The sequence below is a fragment of the Nocardia sp. NPDC004711 genome (assembly GCF_053601595.1).
The window spans coordinates 85,074-103,654 of sequence record NZ_JBSGCB010000026.1 but is presented as its reverse complement, the minus strand read 5'-3'; the positions used below and the strand labels follow the sequence as shown (position 1 = coordinate 103,654).

At 68.4% G+C, this 18,581-nt stretch carries 18 protein-coding genes and 2 pseudogenes; 10 read left to right on the top strand and 10 right to left on the bottom strand.

Annotated features, from left to right (window positions below; translation table 11 throughout):
• Nucleotides 1-80 precede the first annotated feature (80 nt).
• The gene (locus ACWEKS_RS26290; protein ID WP_452342529.1) at nucleotides 81-1,319 is read left to right on the top strand and encodes an MFS transporter; all 1,239 of its coding nucleotides are present in this window, start codon (nucleotides 81-83) and stop codon (nucleotides 1,317-1,319) included.
• A complete protein-coding gene (locus ACWEKS_RS26285; protein WP_452342528.1) occupies nucleotides 1,316-2,518 on the top strand; it encodes an amidohydrolase in 1,203 nt (400 codons plus the stop codon). Before ACWEKS_RS26290 ends, ACWEKS_RS26285 begins: the two co-directional genes overlap by 4 nt.
• Nucleotides 2,519-2,547: 29 nt before the next feature.
• On the opposite strand, the gene ACWEKS_RS26280 is transcribed toward ACWEKS_RS26285, so the two are convergent.
• The 5 genes and pseudogenes from ACWEKS_RS26280 to ACWEKS_RS26260 form a co-directional block, all read right to left on the bottom strand.
• The gene (locus ACWEKS_RS26280; RefSeq protein ID WP_452342527.1) at nucleotides 2,548-3,099 is read right to left on the bottom strand and encodes a GtrA family protein; all 552 of its coding nucleotides are present in this window, start codon (nucleotides 3,097-3,099) and stop codon (nucleotides 2,548-2,550) included.
• Between the two features lie 69 nt (nucleotides 3,100-3,168).
• Nucleotides 3,169-4,236, bottom strand: a complete 1,068-nt coding sequence (locus tag ACWEKS_RS26275; RefSeq protein ID WP_452342526.1) for a 2Fe-2S iron-sulfur cluster-binding protein — start codon at nucleotides 4,234-4,236, stop codon at nucleotides 3,169-3,171.
• A gap of 107 nt (nucleotides 4,237-4,343) precedes the next feature.
• Nucleotides 4,344-4,442, bottom strand: a pseudogene (locus ACWEKS_RS26270) (SDR family NAD(P)-dependent oxidoreductase); the annotation flags it as partial.
• 9 nt (nucleotides 4,443-4,451) lie between these two features.
• Nucleotides 4,452-5,333 (bottom strand): metal-dependent hydrolase, encoded by an 882-nt coding sequence (locus ACWEKS_RS26265; RefSeq protein WP_452342525.1) that lies wholly within the window; start codon nucleotides 5,331-5,333, stop codon nucleotides 4,452-4,454.
• A 31-nt stretch (nucleotides 5,334-5,364) separates the two neighbouring features.
• Nucleotides 5,365-6,234 (bottom strand): metal-dependent hydrolase, encoded by an 870-nt coding sequence (locus ACWEKS_RS26260; protein WP_452342524.1) that lies wholly within the window; start codon nucleotides 6,232-6,234, stop codon nucleotides 5,365-5,367.
• A gap of 115 nt (nucleotides 6,235-6,349) precedes the next feature.
• Here ACWEKS_RS26260 and ACWEKS_RS26255 point away from each other — a divergent pair, with 115 nt between their 5' ends.
• The gene (locus ACWEKS_RS26255; RefSeq protein ID WP_452342523.1) at nucleotides 6,350-7,051 is read left to right on the top strand and encodes a TetR/AcrR family transcriptional regulator; all 702 of its coding nucleotides are present in this window, start codon (nucleotides 6,350-6,352) and stop codon (nucleotides 7,049-7,051) included.
• Here ACWEKS_RS26255 and ACWEKS_RS26250 read toward each other — a convergent pair.
• Nucleotides 7,041-7,583 (bottom strand): TetR/AcrR family transcriptional regulator, encoded by a 543-nt coding sequence (locus tag ACWEKS_RS26250; RefSeq protein ID WP_354841428.1) that lies wholly within the window; start codon nucleotides 7,581-7,583, stop codon nucleotides 7,041-7,043. The genes ACWEKS_RS26255 and ACWEKS_RS26250 overlap by 11 nt on opposite strands.
• Nucleotides 7,584-7,920: 337 nt before the next feature.
• Here ACWEKS_RS26250 and ACWEKS_RS26245 point away from each other — a divergent pair, with 337 nt between their 5' ends.
• Nucleotides 7,921-9,720 (top strand): alkyl/aryl-sulfatase, encoded by a 1,800-nt coding sequence (locus ACWEKS_RS26245; RefSeq protein WP_452342522.1) that lies wholly within the window; start codon nucleotides 7,921-7,923, stop codon nucleotides 9,718-9,720.
• Between the two features lie 55 nt (nucleotides 9,721-9,775).
• Here ACWEKS_RS26245 and ACWEKS_RS26240 read toward each other — a convergent pair whose 3' ends face one another.
• Nucleotides 9,776-10,423 carry a TetR/AcrR family transcriptional regulator gene (locus tag ACWEKS_RS26240; RefSeq protein WP_452342521.1) on the bottom strand — a complete coding sequence of 216 codons (648 nt, stop codon included), beginning with the start codon at nucleotides 10,421-10,423 and terminating at the stop codon, nucleotides 9,776-9,778.
• Nucleotides 10,424-10,527: 104 nt separating this feature from the next.
• Here ACWEKS_RS26240 and ACWEKS_RS26235 point away from each other — a divergent pair, with 104 nt between their 5' ends.
• Nucleotides 10,528-11,778: an oxygenase MpaB family protein gene (locus ACWEKS_RS26235; RefSeq protein WP_452342520.1), complete on the top strand. Its 1,251-nt coding sequence runs from the start codon at nucleotides 10,528-10,530 to the stop codon at nucleotides 11,776-11,778.
• Between the two features lie 55 nt (nucleotides 11,779-11,833).
• Nucleotides 11,834-12,811: an NAD(P)H-dependent flavin oxidoreductase gene (locus tag ACWEKS_RS26230; protein ID WP_452342519.1), complete on the top strand. Its 978-nt coding sequence runs from the start codon at nucleotides 11,834-11,836 to the stop codon at nucleotides 12,809-12,811.
• A gap of 108 nt (nucleotides 12,812-12,919) precedes the next feature.
• On the opposite strand, the gene ACWEKS_RS26225 is transcribed toward ACWEKS_RS26230, so the two are convergent.
• Both ACWEKS_RS26225 and ACWEKS_RS26220 read right to left on the bottom strand, forming a co-directional pair.
• On the bottom strand, nucleotides 12,920-14,647 hold the full coding sequence (locus ACWEKS_RS26225) for a GMC oxidoreductase (protein ID WP_452342518.1): 1,728 nt from the start codon (nucleotides 14,645-14,647) through the stop codon (nucleotides 12,920-12,922).
• 55 nt (nucleotides 14,648-14,702) lie between these two features.
• Nucleotides 14,703-14,825, bottom strand: coding sequence for a hypothetical protein (locus ACWEKS_RS26220; RefSeq protein WP_452342517.1), 123 nt, complete (start codon nucleotides 14,823-14,825; stop codon nucleotides 14,703-14,705).
• An 83-nt stretch (nucleotides 14,826-14,908) separates the two neighbouring features.
• Here ACWEKS_RS26220 and ACWEKS_RS26215 point away from each other — a divergent pair, with 83 nt between their 5' ends.
• The 3 genes and pseudogenes from ACWEKS_RS26215 to ACWEKS_RS26205 all read left to right on the top strand — a co-directional run.
• Nucleotides 14,909-15,142 carry a helix-turn-helix domain-containing protein gene (locus ACWEKS_RS26215; RefSeq protein WP_452342559.1) on the top strand — a complete coding sequence of 78 codons (234 nt, stop codon included), beginning with the start codon at nucleotides 14,909-14,911 and terminating at the stop codon, nucleotides 15,140-15,142.
• A gap of 115 nt (nucleotides 15,143-15,257) precedes the next feature.
• Nucleotides 15,258-15,413, top strand: a complete 156-nt coding sequence (locus tag ACWEKS_RS26210; protein WP_452342516.1) for a hypothetical protein — start codon at nucleotides 15,258-15,260, stop codon at nucleotides 15,411-15,413.
• 94 nt (nucleotides 15,414-15,507) lie between these two features.
• A pseudogene (locus tag ACWEKS_RS26205) lies at nucleotides 15,508-16,569 on the top strand (YeiH family protein); the annotation flags it as partial.
• A 54-nt stretch (nucleotides 16,570-16,623) separates the two neighbouring features.
• On the opposite strand, the gene ACWEKS_RS26200 reads toward ACWEKS_RS26205, so the two are convergent.
• On the bottom strand, nucleotides 16,624-17,781 hold the full coding sequence (locus ACWEKS_RS26200) for a lipase family protein (RefSeq protein WP_452342515.1): 1,158 nt from the start codon (nucleotides 17,779-17,781) through the stop codon (nucleotides 16,624-16,626).
• Nucleotides 17,782-18,008: 227 nt separating this feature from the next.
• Between ACWEKS_RS26200 and ACWEKS_RS26195 the strand changes: the two genes are divergently transcribed.
• The gene (locus ACWEKS_RS26195) at nucleotides 18,009-18,578 is read left to right on the top strand and encodes an NADPH-dependent FMN reductase (protein ID WP_452342514.1); all 570 of its coding nucleotides are present in this window, start codon (nucleotides 18,009-18,011) and stop codon (nucleotides 18,576-18,578) included.
• The last annotated feature ends 3 nt before the right edge of the window (nucleotides 18,579-18,581 follow it).

The following is an 18,581-nucleotide window of genomic DNA, read 5'->3' as shown; positions in this document are numbered from 1 at the left end:
TCTCGGCAATTGCGCCGTATGCTCGGGCATCGGCACGAACGTGGCACCCAGCCACTACTCCCGCTTTTGAAGGGGCCTGGATGCCACGCACCACCCGGATAACCATCATGCTGCTGTTCGCGGCGTGGGTGGTCGATTACATCGATCGGACCGTGATCAATTTCGCGTTGCCCTCGATCGGCGACGACCTGGGTCTCGACCACACGCAACAGGGTCTGCTGGTGTCGGTGTTCTTCATCGCCTATGCGCTCATCCAGGTTCCCGGAGGTTTGCTGGCGGATCGGTTCGGGGCCTTGAAGGTCGGCATCGCAGGTTTGACGGCCTGGTCGATCTTCACCGGATTGACCGCGGTCGCCTGGTCTTTCGCGGTCCTGCTGGGCATCCGGTTCCTGTTCGGCTTGGTGCAGGGTGTTTTTCCGGCGGCCGCTATCAAGGCGCTGGCGGAACGCAGTCTGCCCGAGCAGCGGACGACCGCGGCGGGCTGGACGAACTCCTCCAACGCGGCCGGCCTGCTGCTGGCGGCGGTGATCGCGGGGGTCATGCTGCCCACGGTCGGGTGGCGGGTGATGTTCGGGGTCATCTCGGTGCTGGGGGTGGCGGTCATCCTGGCGTGGCGTCGATGGATGCCGGAACCGCTGGTGCAGGACGAGATTCCGGTCGCGAACGCCGGCACGAGGGCCGAACGCCGCGCCGTGCTGCTCTCGCCCGCACTGATCGGCTTCGCGGTCATCTTCTTCGGCTACGACGTGCTGGTATGGGGCGTCACCGCGTGGACGCCGACCTTCCTGCACGAGCAGCGCGGAATCTCCATGGGCGGCATCGCCATCGCCGCGGTGCCGACCACGCTGGCCGCGGCGGCCGGGGTGGTCCTGGGCGCCCGGCTCTCCGATCGGATCGGCGGGCGGCCGCGGGTGATCGTGGTGCCGGCCATGGCCTTCACCGCCGCCATGCTGTTCGCCCTGCCGCGCGCCGAGTCCTTCCCGCTGTTCGTCCTGCTGGGCACCACGATGAGCCTGGTCGCCGGGATGGCCTACATGCCCGCGTTCTCGGTGCCGCTGCGGTCGCTGCCGAGCGCCTACATCGGCGCGGCCACCGGGGTGATCATCTTCGGCGGGCAGCTGGCGGGTGTGGCGAGCCCGCTCGCCTTCGGTGTCATCACCGATCACGTCTCGTACACAACGGCTTTCGAAGCCATGGCCCTCGGACCGCTGCTGGCGTTGCTGGCGGCGGCCGTGGTCCCGCAAACCGCCGACGCGTTCCGGGCGACGCTGGCCCGCCGCGCCTCGGCGACCGTCCCGACAAAGGAGAGTCTCACATGACCGAGCACTGGCAGCAGGTCTACCGCCATCTGCACGCCCACCCGGAGCTGTCGGGCCAAGAGCACGCCACCGCCCGCCTGGTGGCCGATGAGCTGCGCGCCCTGCCCGGCTGGGAGGTGACCGAGAACGTCGGTGGCACCGGCGTTGTCGGCGTGCTGCGGAGTGGTCCCGGACCGGTGGTATGGCTGCGCGCGGATATGGACGCGCTGCCGGTGCAGGAGGAGACCGGGCTCGACTACGCCTCCACGATCCCCGGCGTCATGCACGCGTGCGGCCACGACGTGCACGTGACGGCACTGCTCGGCACCTGCGCGGAACTGTCGGCGAATCCATTGCCCGGCACGGTGGTGGCGCTGTTCCAGCCCGCCGAGGAGACCGGTGCGGGCGCGCAGGGCATGATCAATGACGGTCTGCTGGAACGCTTTCCGCATCCGCGCATCGTGCTCGGCCAGCATGTGAGCCCGCTGCCCGCGGGCATCATCCTGAGCCGGCCCGGCACCCTGATGGCCGCCTCCGACTCGGTCCGGATCACCTTCCTGGGCAAGGGCGGCCACGCTTCTCAGCCCCACACCGCCATCGACCCGCTGCTCATGGCGGCCTCCCTGGTGGTGCGGCTGCAATCACTCACCGCCCGCCAGAGCGCCACCGCCGCCAGCCCGGTCCTCACCGCCGGCGCCCTGCACGCGGGCACCCGCCCCAACATCATCGCGGACACCTCCGAGGTCCTGCTCAGCCTGCGCACCTTCACCGACAGTTCGCGCAACCACATGGTCGAGGGCATCCAGCGCATGGCCGAGGCCGAGGCGGCCGCCGCCGGCGCACCCCAGGAACCGAAAGTCGAGTTCTACGACCACTTCCCGGTCACCGAGAACACCCCCGGCGACACCGAACGGGTCCTGGCCACCCTCACCGCCGCCGGCCTCCCCGTCATGCCCATGGACCACCCCATCACCGGCAGCGAGGATTTCGGCGCCTTCGGCACCGCGGCCCACGCCCCCTCCGTCTTCTGGCACATCGGCGGCATAGACCCCGCCCGCTTCACCGAGGACGACCAGGCCTACATGCTCACCGAGGGCGCCCTCCCACCCCGCTTCCCCTCCAACCACTCCCCCCGCTTCGCCCCCGACCCCGCCCGAGCCCTCCCCGCCGCCATCACCACCATGCTCACCGCCACCCGAGCCGAACTCACCCGCGCCTGAAAGCCGACGACAGGAAGGGTTCGGCAGGTTCAGGCCATTATCGGACCCATCAGAAAGGCCGGCCGTACGTCGCCGCCCGGCCGCGAATACCGAAGCGCGTCTCCGGATTCCATGGAATGGTGTTCTTCGGTCTCCGCGGGGGATTCGGTGGACGGTGATCCGAAGACGAAGCCGCGCAGGGCCAGGAAGCGCAGCGCGCCGATGGCCGCGGTGAGGGCGATGACGGCGGCCGCGCGGGCGAGCGGGCTCAGGCCGGGCGCGTAGGAGTCGAGGGCGGCGAGAGCGGCCGTGCTGATCAGGAGGCCGATCACGGCCAGTCCGCCGCCTTCCCACTGGGCGGTGAACCAGGTGACGCGGCCGGCGGCGCGGAAGGTGAGGTGGCGGTGGAGTTCGTTGGCGATCACGGTGCTGAGGATCGAGCCGGCGATATTGGCGATCAGGGGACCGGTGCTGTTCAGGGTCAGGAACAGTACGAGGTAGGTGATATTGCTGGCGCCGCCGACCAGAGCGAAGCGGATCAGCTGGGCGAGGACGTGATCGCCGCGCAGGTAGCGCAGTCCGAGATCGGCGGTGGTATTCACCCGATTACCGTCGCCGGTGCGACTGACATCGACCTGACGTCGACCTGACGCGCGGCTTGCGTCGGGCACTCACTGGTCGAAGGCGATGTGGAGGTCGTCCGATTCGGGCAGGGTCTGGCAGGCGAGGGTCAGGCCCTGGGCCAGTTCCTCCTCGATCAGGGATTCGTTCATGAGCATGCGGGTGCGGCCCTGCTTGACGCTGCAGACGCAGGTGGCACAGGCCGATTCGCGGCACACGTAGGGGGCGTCGATGCCGTGGCGCAGCAGGACATCGAGGAGTTTCTCGGATCTCGGCCACGGCAGGGTGTGGGTTTCGCCGTCGATGTCGACCCGGACGGTCGCGACATCCGCGACGGCCGTGCCCCGGGCGGTCGCCACGACCCGCGTGGGTTCGGACGCCGCCGGGGTGTGGTGTTCGAACGGGTTGTCGGTGAGCGAGCGGTAGTTCTCCTGGTGGATGGCCCGGCCGGGAATGCGGAGCTGACCGAGGCCCCGCTCCACCGAGGACGCGAAACCCGCCGGGCCGCACACGTAGACGTCATGACGCCGGTAGGGACGCGCCCACAATGCGATTACGCGCGCGGACGGCAGTCCCCGCTCGGATTCGAGCCAGTGGGTCACTGTCAGCCGCCGGGGGTAACCGCGGGCCAGCTGCTGCAGCCGGTTCGCGAAGATGATCGATTCCCGGTCCCGGTTGGCGTAGAACAGCGCGATATTGCCGCGCCCGATGGCGAGCGCCGATTTGAGGATGGAGATCACGGGCGTGATGCCGCTGCCCGCCGCGCAGAGCAGCAGATCGCGGTCCCACGCGCGTGGCACGAAATTGCCCGCCGGTTCGAGGACGGTGAGGATGTCGCCCGCGGAGACGTTGTCGCACAGCCAGTTCGAGCCGTAACCGCCCGGCGTCCGCTTGACCGTCACGGTGGGCCGGTCGTCGCAGTGCGGGCTGCTGGACAGGGAGTAGCAGCGGGCTACCGAGCCGGTGCGCTCGCTGGGAACGCGCAGGGTGAGGTATTGCCCCGGCGCGTAGGCGAAGCGGCGGGTCAGGTCGGTGGGGATATCGAAGATCAGCGAGACCGCGTCGGCGGTCTCGCTGATGACTTCGCGCACCTTCAACTGGTGGGCGCGTGCGTTCAACGGGGTCCTCCCCTGGCGCGCACCACGGCCCGCGCCACCAGATCCGGGCTCAGCGGCGAGAAGGGCAGCCGCTCGGCCAGTTCCGGAATCTGCGCGGTGAGCTGCTGCCCCATGCGCGCGAACCGCAGCGCCGTGGCCCGCCCGATCCCACTGCCCGCACCGGCGACGACCACCAGCTTCGGATCGACACTGTTGGCGGCTCTCACGTCACCCCCTCAGCCGATGCGGTCCAGCAGTTCGCCGTCCGTGCCGAACAGCTCCCGCCGCCATCGTTCGAGCAGCGCGTTGGTGTCGATGTAGTCCGGGTGGAACCCCGGCCGCATATAGGGCCGCATCTCCTTCAGCAGCCCCTTCACAATCGGCCCGCGGTACAGCCGAATCGACTGCCGCGCCACCTGCACCGGCCGCCAACTGCGCGGATCACCGAGGATCGACGCGAGCACGCCGAGCGAGACCACCGGAATGGTGAAGACATACATCCCCGCCATCACGCCGATACGCACCATTTCGGTCCCGCCGGCGCTCCGGAACACATCGAAGGCCACCGACTTGTGCTCGAGCTCCTCGAAAGCGTGCCAGTTCAACAGATTCCAGACCTCCGGATCGCCGGGTATGTCCTGGATCTCCTGGGTGCCCAGCACCCGCCTGGCGAGCGTCGCCGTGTAGTGCTCGGCCGCAGCGGTCATCGCCAGATGCACCTGCCGCGGCACCGCGTTCTCGAGCGCGACCACACCCTTCTCCCGTAGCGCGCCGGGCGCGAAGGTGAACAGGCGGACGATGGGGAAGCCGTTCTCGATGAGCCGCTCGTTCAACCGCCGATGCTGCTGCCCGTGCACCGCCTCCTGGCCGATGAATCCGGCCACCCGCTTCTTGAGCACGGGATCGGTGATCTCACCGGAGAATTTGCGCACCGAGCGGATGAAGGATTCCTCGCCCGGCGGAAAGGCCGCCGAGAGCACCGCAATCAGGTGGGTGAGGGGAATGTCGCCCTGGACGAACTGATGCGCCATCGGTTCGGGCTCGCCGAACCGGAATCGCATGCGCCGCACCTTCGGATAGGGCATGAGGGAGGTGCTGTCCTGCCGACCGATCGCCATTGGCCGGTCCTTTCTTGCCATGGGGTTGTGACTACTTCACGTGGTCGGCGAGCTGACCGTCCGCCCCGAAGAGTTCCTGCTGCCACCGGGACAGCAGAGCGGCGGTGTCGATGTCGTCGGGGTGGAAGCCGGGCCGCAGATACTTGCCCAGCTCCGGCATGAGCCCGCGGAAGATGGGGCCGGTGAACAACCGGTATGCCTCGCGCGCCACGCGGATCGGCTGCCGCCGCGCGGCCGGGTCGCGCCCGACGGCCAGCGCCAAGCTGACGTAGGTCAGCGGCAGCGTCAGCGAGTACATGGCGAGCATGACCCCGATACGGGTGCGCTCGGTGCCGCCGACCGCGCGGAACACGTCGAAGGCGACCGACTTGTGCTCGAGTTCTTCCAGCGCATGCCAATTCAGCAGATTCCACACTTCGGGATCGCCGGGAACGGCCTGGATCTCGTCACTGGACAGCACCCGCTCCGCCAGCACGGCGGTGTAGTGCTCGGCCGCCGCGGTCATGGCCAGGTGCACCTCGGGCGACACCCGCTCCTCGATCCACAGCATGCGCTCCCTGGCCCACTCGGAGTCCAGCCAGGCGATGGGATAGCCCAGCTCGACCAGCTTTTCATTGAGTTTGCGGTGCTCCTGGCCGTGCATGGCCTCCTGCCCGACGAAACCGGTCACCCGTTTCTTGAGCATCGGATCGGTGACCCGGTCGGCCACCCGGCGCACCGAACGGATGAAGGACTCCTCCCCCGCCGGGAACCCGCCGGACATACCGGCCACGAAATGGCTGTAGACCATGTCGTTTTCGACGAAGTACTTGTCGCCGGATGCGCGCTGATCGAATCTGAACCTGATGCGGCGGGCCTTGGGATAGGCCTGCGCCGGAAGGGCATTCGCCATCTGGACCATCCTTGATGCAACACGAAGTACCTAGTACTGCGTGTTCGATGTGATGCCCAGTGTAGGATTGTCCCAGACAGCATGCAAGAGGTCTGCCGTAACGGATCGAATTACAATCTGCCGCATGGCCTCCCACCCGCGTCACCGCCCGGGCGAGAGGAAGAGCGATGCGCGCTACGACCGCTGGCACTCGCACCGCACCTCGGTCCGGGCCGAACTCATCGAGGCCACCATCCGCGCCATCGACGCCCACGGCCCGGATCTGTCCATCGACGATGTGGTGAAAACCGCTGGTATACCGCGTCCCAAGCTGTATCGCTTCTTCGGCGACAAGGTGGAACTACTGGCCGCGGTGAGCGGGACCGTCCAGCAGCTCATCGTCGAGCGGGTTACCCCGCACCTGAACCCCGCCGGACCGGTGCGCGATGGTCTGCGCACCGCCCTGACCGCCTACATCGATCTGGTGGCCGAGCGCCCCAACCTGTTTCGCTTCATCGTCAGCTCACATGTGGTCGCGGCCTTCGGCGCGACCCGTCTGATCGAGGATGGCCGCCCACTGTCCGATACAGTCGCGGACTTCTTCTCCGGCGCGCTGCGCCTGCGCGGCGCGAACGGCGACCACACCCAGTTCGCGGTGGACGCCATGCTCGGCGCGATCGGCCTGGGCGTGCTGCGCTGGCTCAACGAACCGGCCATCACCGCAAAGGAACTCGCCGAGGAACTGACCGCCTTCGCCTGGGGCGCGCTCGCGGCCACCGCCGCCGCCCGCGGCCTCACCCTCGATCCGGACGCGCCGCTATTGCCGCTGCCCCAGCTCAGCGAATGAAGCGCTCCACCATCCGCCGCTCGCTGGCGGCATCGGCCAGCGGCCAGGTCAGCAGCGACAGCACCATACGCACAATCCATTGCGCCGCTTCGTCATCCGGGGCGATCCCGGTGAGCAGGGTGGCGATCCGCCCCAGCTCCGGCGAGCTCGCGAAGGCCCCGTCGCTGCCGCCCGCCCGGGTGCCCGCGAATCCCTTGGCCAGCACCGGATCCGAGCGCACCGCCGCCACCGACGCCAGGATCGCCTCCACGATCCGGCGCGGGCCCTCGTAGCGCCGCACCGCCGCGGCCACCCGCTCCGCCACCGCGATCGCAGATTTGGCCATCACCGCGTCGAACAGTGCGGCCTTGCCGGGAAAGTGCCGATACAGTGTGGCCCGCGAACAGCCGACCGCGCTCGCCACCTCGTCCATGCCCACATGGTCGAACCCGCGCGCCTGGAACAGCTCCGACGCGACCCCGACGATCCGGTCCGCGGCGACCGACCGCCGCACGCCACCCGCCAGCCAGTCCACGCGCTGCTCGGTCACCATGCCCACTCCTCATCGATGAAGATCAGGTCTCATCCTGAGATGTGAGTCACGATTCGTCCAGGGTCAATGCGGCCGCCGCGGGCGGGCTACTGGATACCCGTTGGATAGCTGAATCTCCGCAATTGCACCAAATTCACCTTTGGCAGCCACCCGCAACAGACCTATCTCAAATTGCTGGAAGTTCACCCGTTCTATGTGAGGCTGGCGAAAGACGTGGCGTGAACAGCGTCCGCATACGGGCTCTGCAGGAACCCGAGATCTGCGGGCCGCTCACCAAGGCCGTCGACCTCGGAACCAACTGGATCGACAGTCGGAAAACCCAACAGTGAGGTGGCACATGACAGCAGCACCCGTTGATCGCACCGATTTCGACAATGCCGAGCGCGGATTCATCGCGCGACTCTCGCCCGCCGTGATTCCGGGGAAGAGCGGAGGCGTGGCCTACGACGCGGACTCCTTCGACTTCCTGAAGGCCGACGGCGCGGCCACCGTCCTCCCGAGCCTGTGGCGGCAGTCCCAGCTCACCGCGATGCACGGCCTCTACGAGGTGTGCGAGGGCGTGTATCAGGTTCGCGGCCTGGATATTTCGAACATGACGCTGATCGAATCGGACAACGGCGTCATCGTGGTCGACCCGCTCGTGAGCGCGGAGACCGCCGCCGCGGCGCTGGCGCTGTACCGCGCGAACCGCGGCGACCGCGCGGTCACCGCGGTGATCTACACCCACCCGCACGCCGATCATTTCGGCGGCGTGCTCGGTGTGGTCGATCAGGACACCACCGTGCCGATCATCGCGCCCGAGCACTTCATGGAACACGCCATCTCGGAGAACGTGTATGTCGGCACGGCCATGCTGCGGCGCGGCATGTACTACTCCGGCGCGAATCTGACGCGCGACCCGAAGGGGCTGGTCGGCATGGGCCTGGGCCCGGTCGCCTCGGCGGGTGAATTCGGGCTGCTCGCACCGACACTCGACATCACCGCCACCGGCCAGGAGGAAGTGGTCGACGGGGTGCGGATCATCTTCCAGATGACGCCCGGCACCGAGGCGCCGGCCGAGATGAACTTCCTGCTGCCCGACCGCAATGCGCTGTGCATGGCCGAGAACGCCTGCCACACCCTGCACAACATCCTCACCCTGCGCGGCGCCCAGGTCCGCGATGCCCGCATGTGGTCGCGGTACATCGCCGAGGCGATCGAGATGTTCATCGACCACACCGATGTCGTGTTCGCCTCGCACCACTGGCCGACGTGGGGCCGGGACAACATCGTGGAGTTCCTGATCCAGCAGCGCGACACCTACGCCTACCTGCACGACCAGACCGTGCGGCGAATGAACCAGGGCGAGATCGGAACCGAGATCGCCGAGGACTTCCCGCTGGCCCCGGACCTGGCCGCACAGTGGAACAACCGCGGGTACTACGGCTCCATCAGCCATGACGTGAAGGCCGTCTACCAGCGCTATCTCGGCTGGTACGACGCCAATCCGGCGCACCTGTGGCTGCACCCGCCGCAGGAGCAGGCCACCCGCTACGTGCAGCTGCTCGGCGGCGTGGACGCGACCGTCGCCAAGGTGAAGGAGTTCGTGGACCAGGGCGATCTGCGCTTCGCGGCCGAACTCGGCAGCCACGCGGTCTTCGCCGACCCGTCCCACGCCGAGGCCAAGGAGACCCTGGCGGCGGTGTTCGAGCAGCTCGGCTTCGGCTCCGAGAACGCGACCTGGCGCAACTGTTTCCTCACCGGCGCACAGGAACTCCGCCGGGGCGTCGCCCCCACGGCGATCGCCGCCAGCCAGGCGGTAGCCCTCGCCATGAGCATCACCCAGCTGTTCGACACGCTGTCGCTGAACATCGTCGGATCCCAGGCGTGGGACGAGAAGTTCAGCATCGCTTGGCATTTCACCGACAGCGGCGAGGAGTACCGGATGGAGCTGAGCCATGGCGCGCTCATCCACCATCCGGCCACCCGCAAGCGGGATGCCGATCTCGACATCACCCTCACCAAACTCGGCCTGCTGCAGCTGATGGCGACCGGAAAGTTCGACGGCCTGCAGACCAAGGGCGATACCGGGGTGTGGAAGCGGCTCACCGGCCTGCTCGACAAGGCCGATCCCAATTTCACGATCGTCGTGCCCTGACGCCCGGGAGACCACCGGACCGCCTACCGCAAGATCCGCGCCGCCGAAAAGGGACTCAGTTAGAAGCCATTTCGCGTTGCACGGTGGCCGTGATCTCGGACGCGGTCAGGATCATGGCCACCAGGAAGTCGATGAGCTGGGCACGGTCGATGTCCAGCTCGTCGCGCAGCCATTCGATGAGGATCTCCAGGCCGCCGTGGGCGACCGTGCGGGCGGCGAGCTCGGCGTGCACTCCGGTGACGGCGGCGGCGCCGAGCAGTTCGCGCCCCTGATCGAGCATGACCTGGGCGACCACATCGATGAGTTCGGTACGGCGGCGGCGCAATTCGTCGGTGGTCTGCATATCGATGGCCAGCCGGCGGCGGGCGGGATGATCGGCGATGGCGGTGACGCCGGCCTCGATCACGGCCCGCAGGCGGATCCGGGTGTCGGCGGGCGCGGCGGCGATGACGCCCATGACCGCGGCGACGACCTCGGCCAGCTGCTCGTCGACCAGTTCGTACAGCAGCCGGTCAGTGTGGCTGTAGGTCTCGTAGAAGTAGCGATCATTGAGCCCGGCGCGGGCGCACAGCGCCCGCACCTTCAACCCGCCGATACCCTCCTCGGCGATCACCTCCAGCGCGACTTCGCGCAGCCGCTCGCGCCGCTGGTTCCGGCGCTCATCAGCGCTGAGACCGGCGTATCGGCCACGGGGTATGTCCACGGTTCCGCCCTGCCTGTTGCCATGCCGCAAAGTTTGGTGAAGACTATCACCAAAGTTCTGGTGACATCCTTCACCAGAATCTGAACGCACCCAGGAGGCACGCAATGACGCGTTCCGAATTGCCCGATCCGGTGATCTTCCGGGAGTTCCCGTTCAATATCGGGGTCAAGGTCCTCGCCCCCGGAGATATCCGTCCGACCCCCGAGCAGCAGGCCGCCTACCGCAAGTTCACCAAGATGGGCGACCCGCTGGCCGACGCCGTGGTCGAGATGTTCCGGCGACTGCCGACCGGGCAGGGCCGGGCCATGTTCGAGACGGCCCTGGAGCGCGGCATCGACGCGGTGCCGGACGCGCCCGCCGAGCTGAAAGCCTTTTTCGCGCACATCGATTCGGTGCCGTTCTGGCTCGACCGGGACAAGATGGACCGGGCCGCGCGGGTCAGCGGCCGGGTCGGGCCGTGGGCGACCAACCTGGCACTGTCCATGTTCTCGCTCAATGGCGGCTACCTCGCCTCGCGGGCGGGCAAGGTGCTGGTCGGCACCGGCGGGCTGTCGGCCGAGACCATGGCGCCCCGCCGGGTCGTCGAGACCGCGACCTGGTGGATCGACGTGACCGCGCCGGGCGGACTGGAGCGGTTCGCGCCGGGATTCAAGAACACCGTGCGGGTGCGCATCATGCACGCGCAGGTGCGGGCGGGCATGAACCGGCGGCCGGACTGGGATTACGAGCAGTGGGATCAGCCGCTCAACCAGTCCCTGACCGCGGGCACGCTGATGTTGTTCTCGCTGGCCACGATTGCCGGGTGCAATGCCGTCGGGCTGCGGTTCTCGAAGAAGGAGAAGGCGGCCGTCTACCACCTGTGGCGGTATGTCGGCCACCTCATCGGGCTCGATCCCGAGATCCTGCCGGCCGACGAGACCGACACCTGGCGGCTGCTGTGGCTGCAGGCCGACTACGAATTCCTGCCCGACGAGGACTCGCGGCGGTTGTCCAAAGCGCTGGTGTCCGCGCTCGGCCCGATCTATGGGTTCGACGGGCCCGGCCTGCGTTCCCGGGCACTGCGCTGGGCGTTCACGATGTACTCGGTCTCCTACAGCCGAATCCTGCTGGGTAAGACCAACTCCGACTTCCTGGAGATGCCCTACAGCCGCGTCTTCCTGGCGACGGTGCTGGCCACGGCGGTCGTCAACGGCGTGCTGGAGGTGCCGCGCCGGGTCATTCCGGGCGCGACCCGGCTGAGCGAGCGGCTGGGCCGCCGCGCCACCGAGCGCATGATGCGGCGGGCCGCCCTCGTGAACAATCCGGACCGCAGTTACGCCCGCCACGATCGGCTGGCCGAAACCCGCGCGGCCTGAACTTCTTACCGGCGGTAACCTACGCCGGGTAACCCCTTGATGAAGGAACTGGTCAATGAGCCTGCCGCCCATCCTGTCCGAGCGCCTGCGCCTGCCCGCGGTCGCCTCCCCCATGTTCATCGTGTCCGGGCCCGAGCTGGTGATCGCCCAGTCCAAGGCGGGCATCGTGGGTTCGTTCCCGTCGCTGAACGCGCGGCCGCAGTCGCTCTTCAAGGAGTGGCTGGTGCGGATCAACGAGGAGCTCGCCAAGCACGACGCCGACAATCCGGAGCAGCCGGCGGCGCCGTACGCGGTCAACCTGATCGTGCACAAGAGCAATGACCGGCTGGAGGAGGACCTGGCCACGGTCGTCGAGCACCGGGTGCCGATCGTCATCACCTCGCTGGGCGCGCGGCCCGATGTCAATGAGGCCGTGCACTCCTACGGCGGCATCGTGCTGCACGACATCATCAACAATGTGTTCGCGCACAAGGCCGTCGAACGCGGCGCCGACGGCCTGATCGCGGTGGCGGCGGGCGCGGGCGGGCACGCCGGGCCCCAGTCCCCCTTCGCGCTGACCCAGGAGATCCGGTCCTGGTTCGACGGCCCGCTGCTGCTGTCGGGGTCCATCGCGCACGGCCGCTCCATCCTGGCCGCCCAGGCCTCGGGCGCGGACCTGGCCTACATCGGCTCGGCCTTCATCGCCACCGACGAGGCCAATGCGGTGCCCGGGTACAAGCAGATGATCGTCGACTCCGGCGCGGGCGATATCGTCTACTCCAACCTCTTCACCGGCGTCCACGGCAACTACCTGCGCGGCAGCATCACCGCCGCCGGCATGGACCCCGACAACCTGGGCCAGTCCGACCCGTCCGCCATGGATTTCGGCACCGGTGAATCCGACTCCACCACGCCCGGAGCCAAGCCGTGGAAGGACATCTGGGGCTCGGGCCAGGGCATCGGCGCGGTCGACGCCGTGCGCCCGGCGGCCGACCTGGTCGAACGCCTCATCCGCGAATACGACGAGGCCAAGGCCCGCCTGCTGGCGCTCTGACCGCACCCGCTCCGACGCCGCGAAAGGGCGGGCGCACCCGCGCCCGCCCTTTTCCCGTCGACGCTCGACGACTTTCCCGATGAGGCCATGCGATCCGGAGTCGGGGGATCAGTTGTCCCCGTGTGTCTTCACACCTTCGTTGCAGCCGACCAGTGGGAGCCGCAGGGCAGCCGGGGCGGTGGGCGGGACGACCGGGTTGCGGGGCGGAATCGGGGGTAGACGGCGATAGGCCGCACCCACCTCCGGGCGGGGGTCGGGCTCACCCTTGTTGGGCCACAACGAGAGTGCGCGTTCGGCCTGTGCGGTGATGGTGAGCGACGGGTTGACGCCGAGGTTGGCCGAGATGGTGGAGCCGTCGATGACGTGCAGGTCCGGGTGACCGTAGAGCCGGTGGTAGGCATCGACGACGCCGGTGGCGGGCGAGTCGCCGATGGCGCAGCCGCCCAGGAAATGTCCGGTCATGGGGATCTTCAGAATGCTGGAGCTGGCGCCGATGGGGATGCCGTCGATGGCGTCCGCCACCCGGCGGGCGACCTCGTGCCCGGCGGGGACCCAGGTCGGATTGGGCTGGCCCTCACCCTGTTTGGTGGTCATGCGGCGGCCGAACAGCCCACGCTTGGTGTAGGTGGTGATGGAGTTGTCCACCGACTGCATGACCAGCAGACCGATGGTGCACTCGGACCAATGCCGCGAATTGTGCACCCGGACCGCGTCACGTGGCCGACGGCCGGCCGCTCGCAACCAGAGCCGCCAGCGCGGGGTGTCGCCCTCGTCGTCGACCATCAGAGTGCTCATCACGCCGAAAGCATTGCTGCCCTTGCCATAGCGCACCGGCTCCACATGGGTGTCGTGGTCGGGGTGGATCGAGGACGTGATCGCCACGCCCTTGGTGTAATCCGCGTGCTCGTCACGGCTGCGCACGCCGAGCAATTCCTCGGAATTGGTGCGTGACAGATAGCCGAGCCGGTCGGAGATCCCGGTGAGCGAGCCCCTGTCCCGCAGCCGGTGCAACAGCCGCTGGGTCCCGAGCGAGGCGGCGGCGAAGATCACGTGCTCGGCGGTGAATTCGCGACGCTGCTTGCGGACCACGCGCCCGGTACGGACGGTCTCCACCGCGTAGCCGCCGCCGCTCAGCGGTCGCACATCGGTGACCGTGGTGAGCGGATGCACTGCGGCGCCGGCCTTTTCGGCCAGATACAGATAGTTCTTGACCAGCGTGTTCTTGGCATTGTGCCGGCAGCCCGTCATGCATTCACCGCAGTGGGTGCAGGTGCGCCGGTCCGGCCCGGCGCCGCCGAAGAACGGGTCCGGCACGTCCTCGCCGGGGCGGCGGCCGGGTCCGCCGAAGAAGACGCCGACCGGGGTGGGCTGGTAGGTGTCGCCGATTCCCATCCCCTCGGCCACGCCTCGCAGCACGCGATCCGCCGGGGTGGTCGCCGGATTGGCCGTGACGCCCAGCATGCGCTTGGCCTGGTCGTAGTGTGGGGCGAGCTCGTCCTTCCAGTCGGTGATGTGACCCCACTGCCGGTCCGCGTAGAACTTGTCCGGCGGCTCGTAGAGGGTGTTGGCATAGACCAGCGAGCCGCCGCCGACACCCGCCCCCGCCATCACGAAGGTGTCGTTCAGCAGCGCCAGCCGCTGAATTCCGAAGCAGCCCAGGGCCGGCGCCCACAGGTACTGCCGCAGCCGCCACGAGGTCTTCGCGAACTCGTGGTCCTCGAAGCGGCGGCCGGCCTCCAGCACGCCGACGCGGTACCCCTTCTCGATCAGCCGCAAGGCGCTCACGCTGCCGCCGAAGCCGGAACCGATGACGAGGACGTCGTAGTCGAATCGCATTGCTACTCCTGGGATTCTGCGTGGGCGACCGGGGTGAGCCGGTAGTCGGCGGGGTTCAGGCGACGGGTCGCGCGGCGGTATCCGGTGACGGTGCCCGGCCAGTTGTTGGTGATGCGCCCGGCATGCCGAGGCCGCCGAAGCCGGTGCCGATGATGACGATCGACAGCCTGGTGGTCATGCGTCCCTCTCCTCACCTCGATGTGCTCGAGTCCGACGCTACGACCTGCACGTATCCCGTCATGAAAGAGCGACGGCCACAAAATCAACACTTTCGGCCATAATCTGCGCCGCCATCTCGAGGCGGCCGGCACCTCCTACCGCGCGCTGCTCGACGAGGTGCGCCGCACCCTGGCCGAGGAGATGCTGACGCCACTGTCGGTGGACGACATCGCCATTCGGCTCGGGTACACCGAGGCCACCCCGTTCATCCACGCGTTCAAACGCTGGACCGGCACCACACCGGCCGCCCATCGGCGCGCGCACCGCCGCGACTGAGCGGAAACAGCACGACCGAGCTGGAATCAGGCCGATTCCAACGCTGTCCGAAATCCTCCGGGCACCCCATAGTGCAGACCTGCTGTACTGCGCTTTTTCGACCTGGAGGCCCCTGGTGAACAGTCCCAATCCCGCGCCGGAGACATCCGCCGCCCGGCCGTCGTGGCCCGACGCCCTCGGACGTCTGGGTGCCGACTGGTGGTCGCTGATCGTGTCGGGCGTGGTGACCGTGCTCGCCGTATTCGACGTGCTGCCGAAGATTCCGTGGTGACGCCGTGAGTGACATCGCCGTGAATCTCGGGAAGAACGCCGAAACCGGCTCCGGGGCAACCGACTTCGACGAGCCCTTGGGTCCGCTCACCGTTGCCCGCCTGCTCGGCTACGTCCCGGGCATCCTGCTGCTCATCGCGGTCGGCGTGCTCGGCAAGTACGCGCAGATCTGGTGGAACGCCGCCGCCAAGCATCAGCACTGGACCGTCCCCGATATCGAATACGTGCTGTGGGCCATCCTGATCGGCCTGCTCATCACCAATACCGTTGGCCTGCACCCGATCTTCCGGCCGGGTGTCGGCACCTACGAGTTCTGGCTCAAGATCGGCATCGTGGCGCTCGGCTCGCGCTTCGTGCTCGGCGATGTCGCGAAGCTGGGCGGTACCAGTTTCATTCAGATCCTGGTCGACATGACCGTGTCGGGCGCGATCATCCTGGCGGTGGCGCGCCGGCTGGGTCTGTCCGGCAAGCTCGGATCGCTGCTGGCCATCGGCACCGCCATCTGCGGGGTGTCGGCCATCATCGCGGGCAAGGGCGCGATCCGGGCCCGCAATTCCGATGTCGGCTACGCCATCGCGGCCATTCTCGCGCTGGGCGCGGTCGCGCTGTTCGCGCTGCCGCCGCTCGGGCACGCCATCGGGCTCAGCGATCACGAGTTCGGGCTGTGGGCGGGCCTGGCCGTGGACAACACCGCCGAGACCACCGCCACCGGCTATCTGTTCTCCGATGAGGCGGGCAAGATCGCGGTACTGGTGAAGTCCACCCGCAATGCCCTCATCGGTTTCGTGGTGCTGGGCTTCGCGGCCTACTGGGCGGCGCGCGGCGAGGCCGACGCGATCGCGCCCGGGCTGCGGGCGAAGGCGGTGTTCGTGTGGTCCAAGTTCCCGAAGTTCGTGCTGGGCTTCCTGGCCGTGTCCGCGGTGGCGACCTTCCACTGGCTGAGCAAGCAGCAGGTCACCAACCTGGCCAATGTGTCCCGCTGGGCCTTCCTGCTCACCTTCGCGGGCGTCGGGCTCAATACCAATCTTCGGGAGCTGGCCAGGACGGGCTGGCGGCCGCTGGTGGTCGCCGTGGTCGGCCTGGTGACCGTCGCGGTGGTCTCACTCGGGCTGGTGCTGTTCACCTCGCGCGTCCTGCATTGGGGTGTCGCGGGCTGAGATTCGCGGTAAAAGGCCGGGATCCGTCGGTGGATCCCGGCCTTTTCCCGATGATTACGCCCCGCGGAGCAGCACCGGAGCGTCGGCCTCCTCGGTGAAACGCTCGGAGAGGAACCGCATGGCAGGTCCCGCGAAGGCCATCGCGCCGCCGATGTGTTCACGTCCCCGCATGGTGTGCATGGTGACGTCCGCACCCAGCGCCTCCCACTCCTCCGCGAGGCGCACGGCCTGCGGATACGGGATGACCTGCTCGCTGGTGCCGCCGGCCACCAGAACCGGTGTGGCGGGCGCGATTCCGCCCAGCCGGTTCTCCAGCAGCCGGGCCTTGACCTCGGGCACGTCGAACGGGGGCCGGTGGCAGAAGGTCGAGACCTTCGTGGGCACGACCAGACCCGCACCGATCCCCAGCACGGCCGCGGCGGCGACATGGGTGTGTCGGAACAGCGCGGCCAGGGCGCGGCCCTGCGGCTTGAGGTGCTGCAGCACATTCAGTTCCGGATAGGCGGCCTCGATGCCGAGCACACCGTAGAAGAGCAGGAAGGCGTAGGGCGTGCCGTCCAGGAACTTCACCATGTCGACCATGTCGGCCGGCGCCGAGCCGACCACGCCGCCGGCGAGCGGCAGGTCAGGGGCATAGTCGGGCTGCAACTGCAGCGCCCAGCCCGCGGCATTGCCGCCCTCGGAGTAGCCGTAGACGCCCAGCGGGCCATCGGGATCCAGGTCCGCCTCGGGCAGCCGGCGCGCGGCGCGCATGCTGTCCAGGACAGCCGGGCCCAGGGCGCGGCCCATGACGTACGGGTGCAGACCCGGAGTGCCCAGGCCCGGATAGTCGGTGATGGCGAGCGCCCAGCCGCGGCGCAGGGCGGCGCGGAGGAAGACCGATTCGTACTCCAGCCCGAACCGCAGCTGCCAGGACGCGGCGGCGACCGTGCTCGCCAGGCCCTGCGTGCCGACGGCGTACCCGACCAGCGGGCGCGGGCCGGGTCCGCGCCACGGCGTGTTCGGCACCAGCACGGTGCCGCTGACCTGCGTCGGAGCCCCGGTGGCGGTGGTCGATGTGTACTTGATGCGCCAGGCGCGAGCAGGCAGCGGAACCCCGGGCAGCATCCGTGCGGTCATCGGTTCGGCGGCCAGCAGCCTGCCGGGTTCGAACGCACCGGGATATCCGGCACCGACCGCCGCCTCGTCGAGGCGGTTGGTGTTCGCAGTCATCGTTGCCTGCCCTTCTTGCACACACTCGCGTTATGCAGTTGTCGCACAACCGGACCTGAGGGGGCGGCGTCAGCTGTCCCGGACAGTTCGGTCGAACGGAACCATACCCACTATGAGAGATAGCGACACCTCTTGTCACAACAACTCCCATTCGGTGGGACGGCGCATAGGAGTCAACGACCCCGTGACCTCGAAATACTCCCGGCCCCAGCCATGTTGGCGCAGTTGTGACTATTCCCCGCATCCTGTTGATTTCGGGCAGCACTCGCGAGGGCTCGACGAACACCGCCGCGCTGCGCTCGATCGCCGCCGACGCCGGGTCCGACTTCGAGGCCGTTCGGTACCAGGGCCTGCTCGACCTGCCCGCTTTCATCCCCGGTGACGAGCCCGAGCCCCCCGTGGTCGAGGCCCTGCACCGGCAGCTCGCCGCGGTCGACGCGGTGCTGTTCTGCACCCCGGAATACGCGGGCATGATCCCCGGCAGCCTGAAGAACCTGCTCGAGTGGACGGTCGGCAATGCCGATCTCAGCGACAAGCCGGTCGCCTACGTGAACGTCGCCTACGAGGGCCGCGGTGAGGCCGCTGTGGCCACCCTGCGCACCGTGCTCGGCTACGTCGGAGCCGAGTTGGTCGAGGCGGCCTGCGGCCGCATCACCGTGCTCCAGAGCGGTATCGGACCGGATGGCCTGGTTGCCGATGCGGATGCCCGCGCCCGCCTGAATGCCGCCGCCCGCACCCTGGCCGCGCATGCTGCCCACCCCGCCGAGCAGCTCACCTCGGTACAGCTCGACAACTGACGC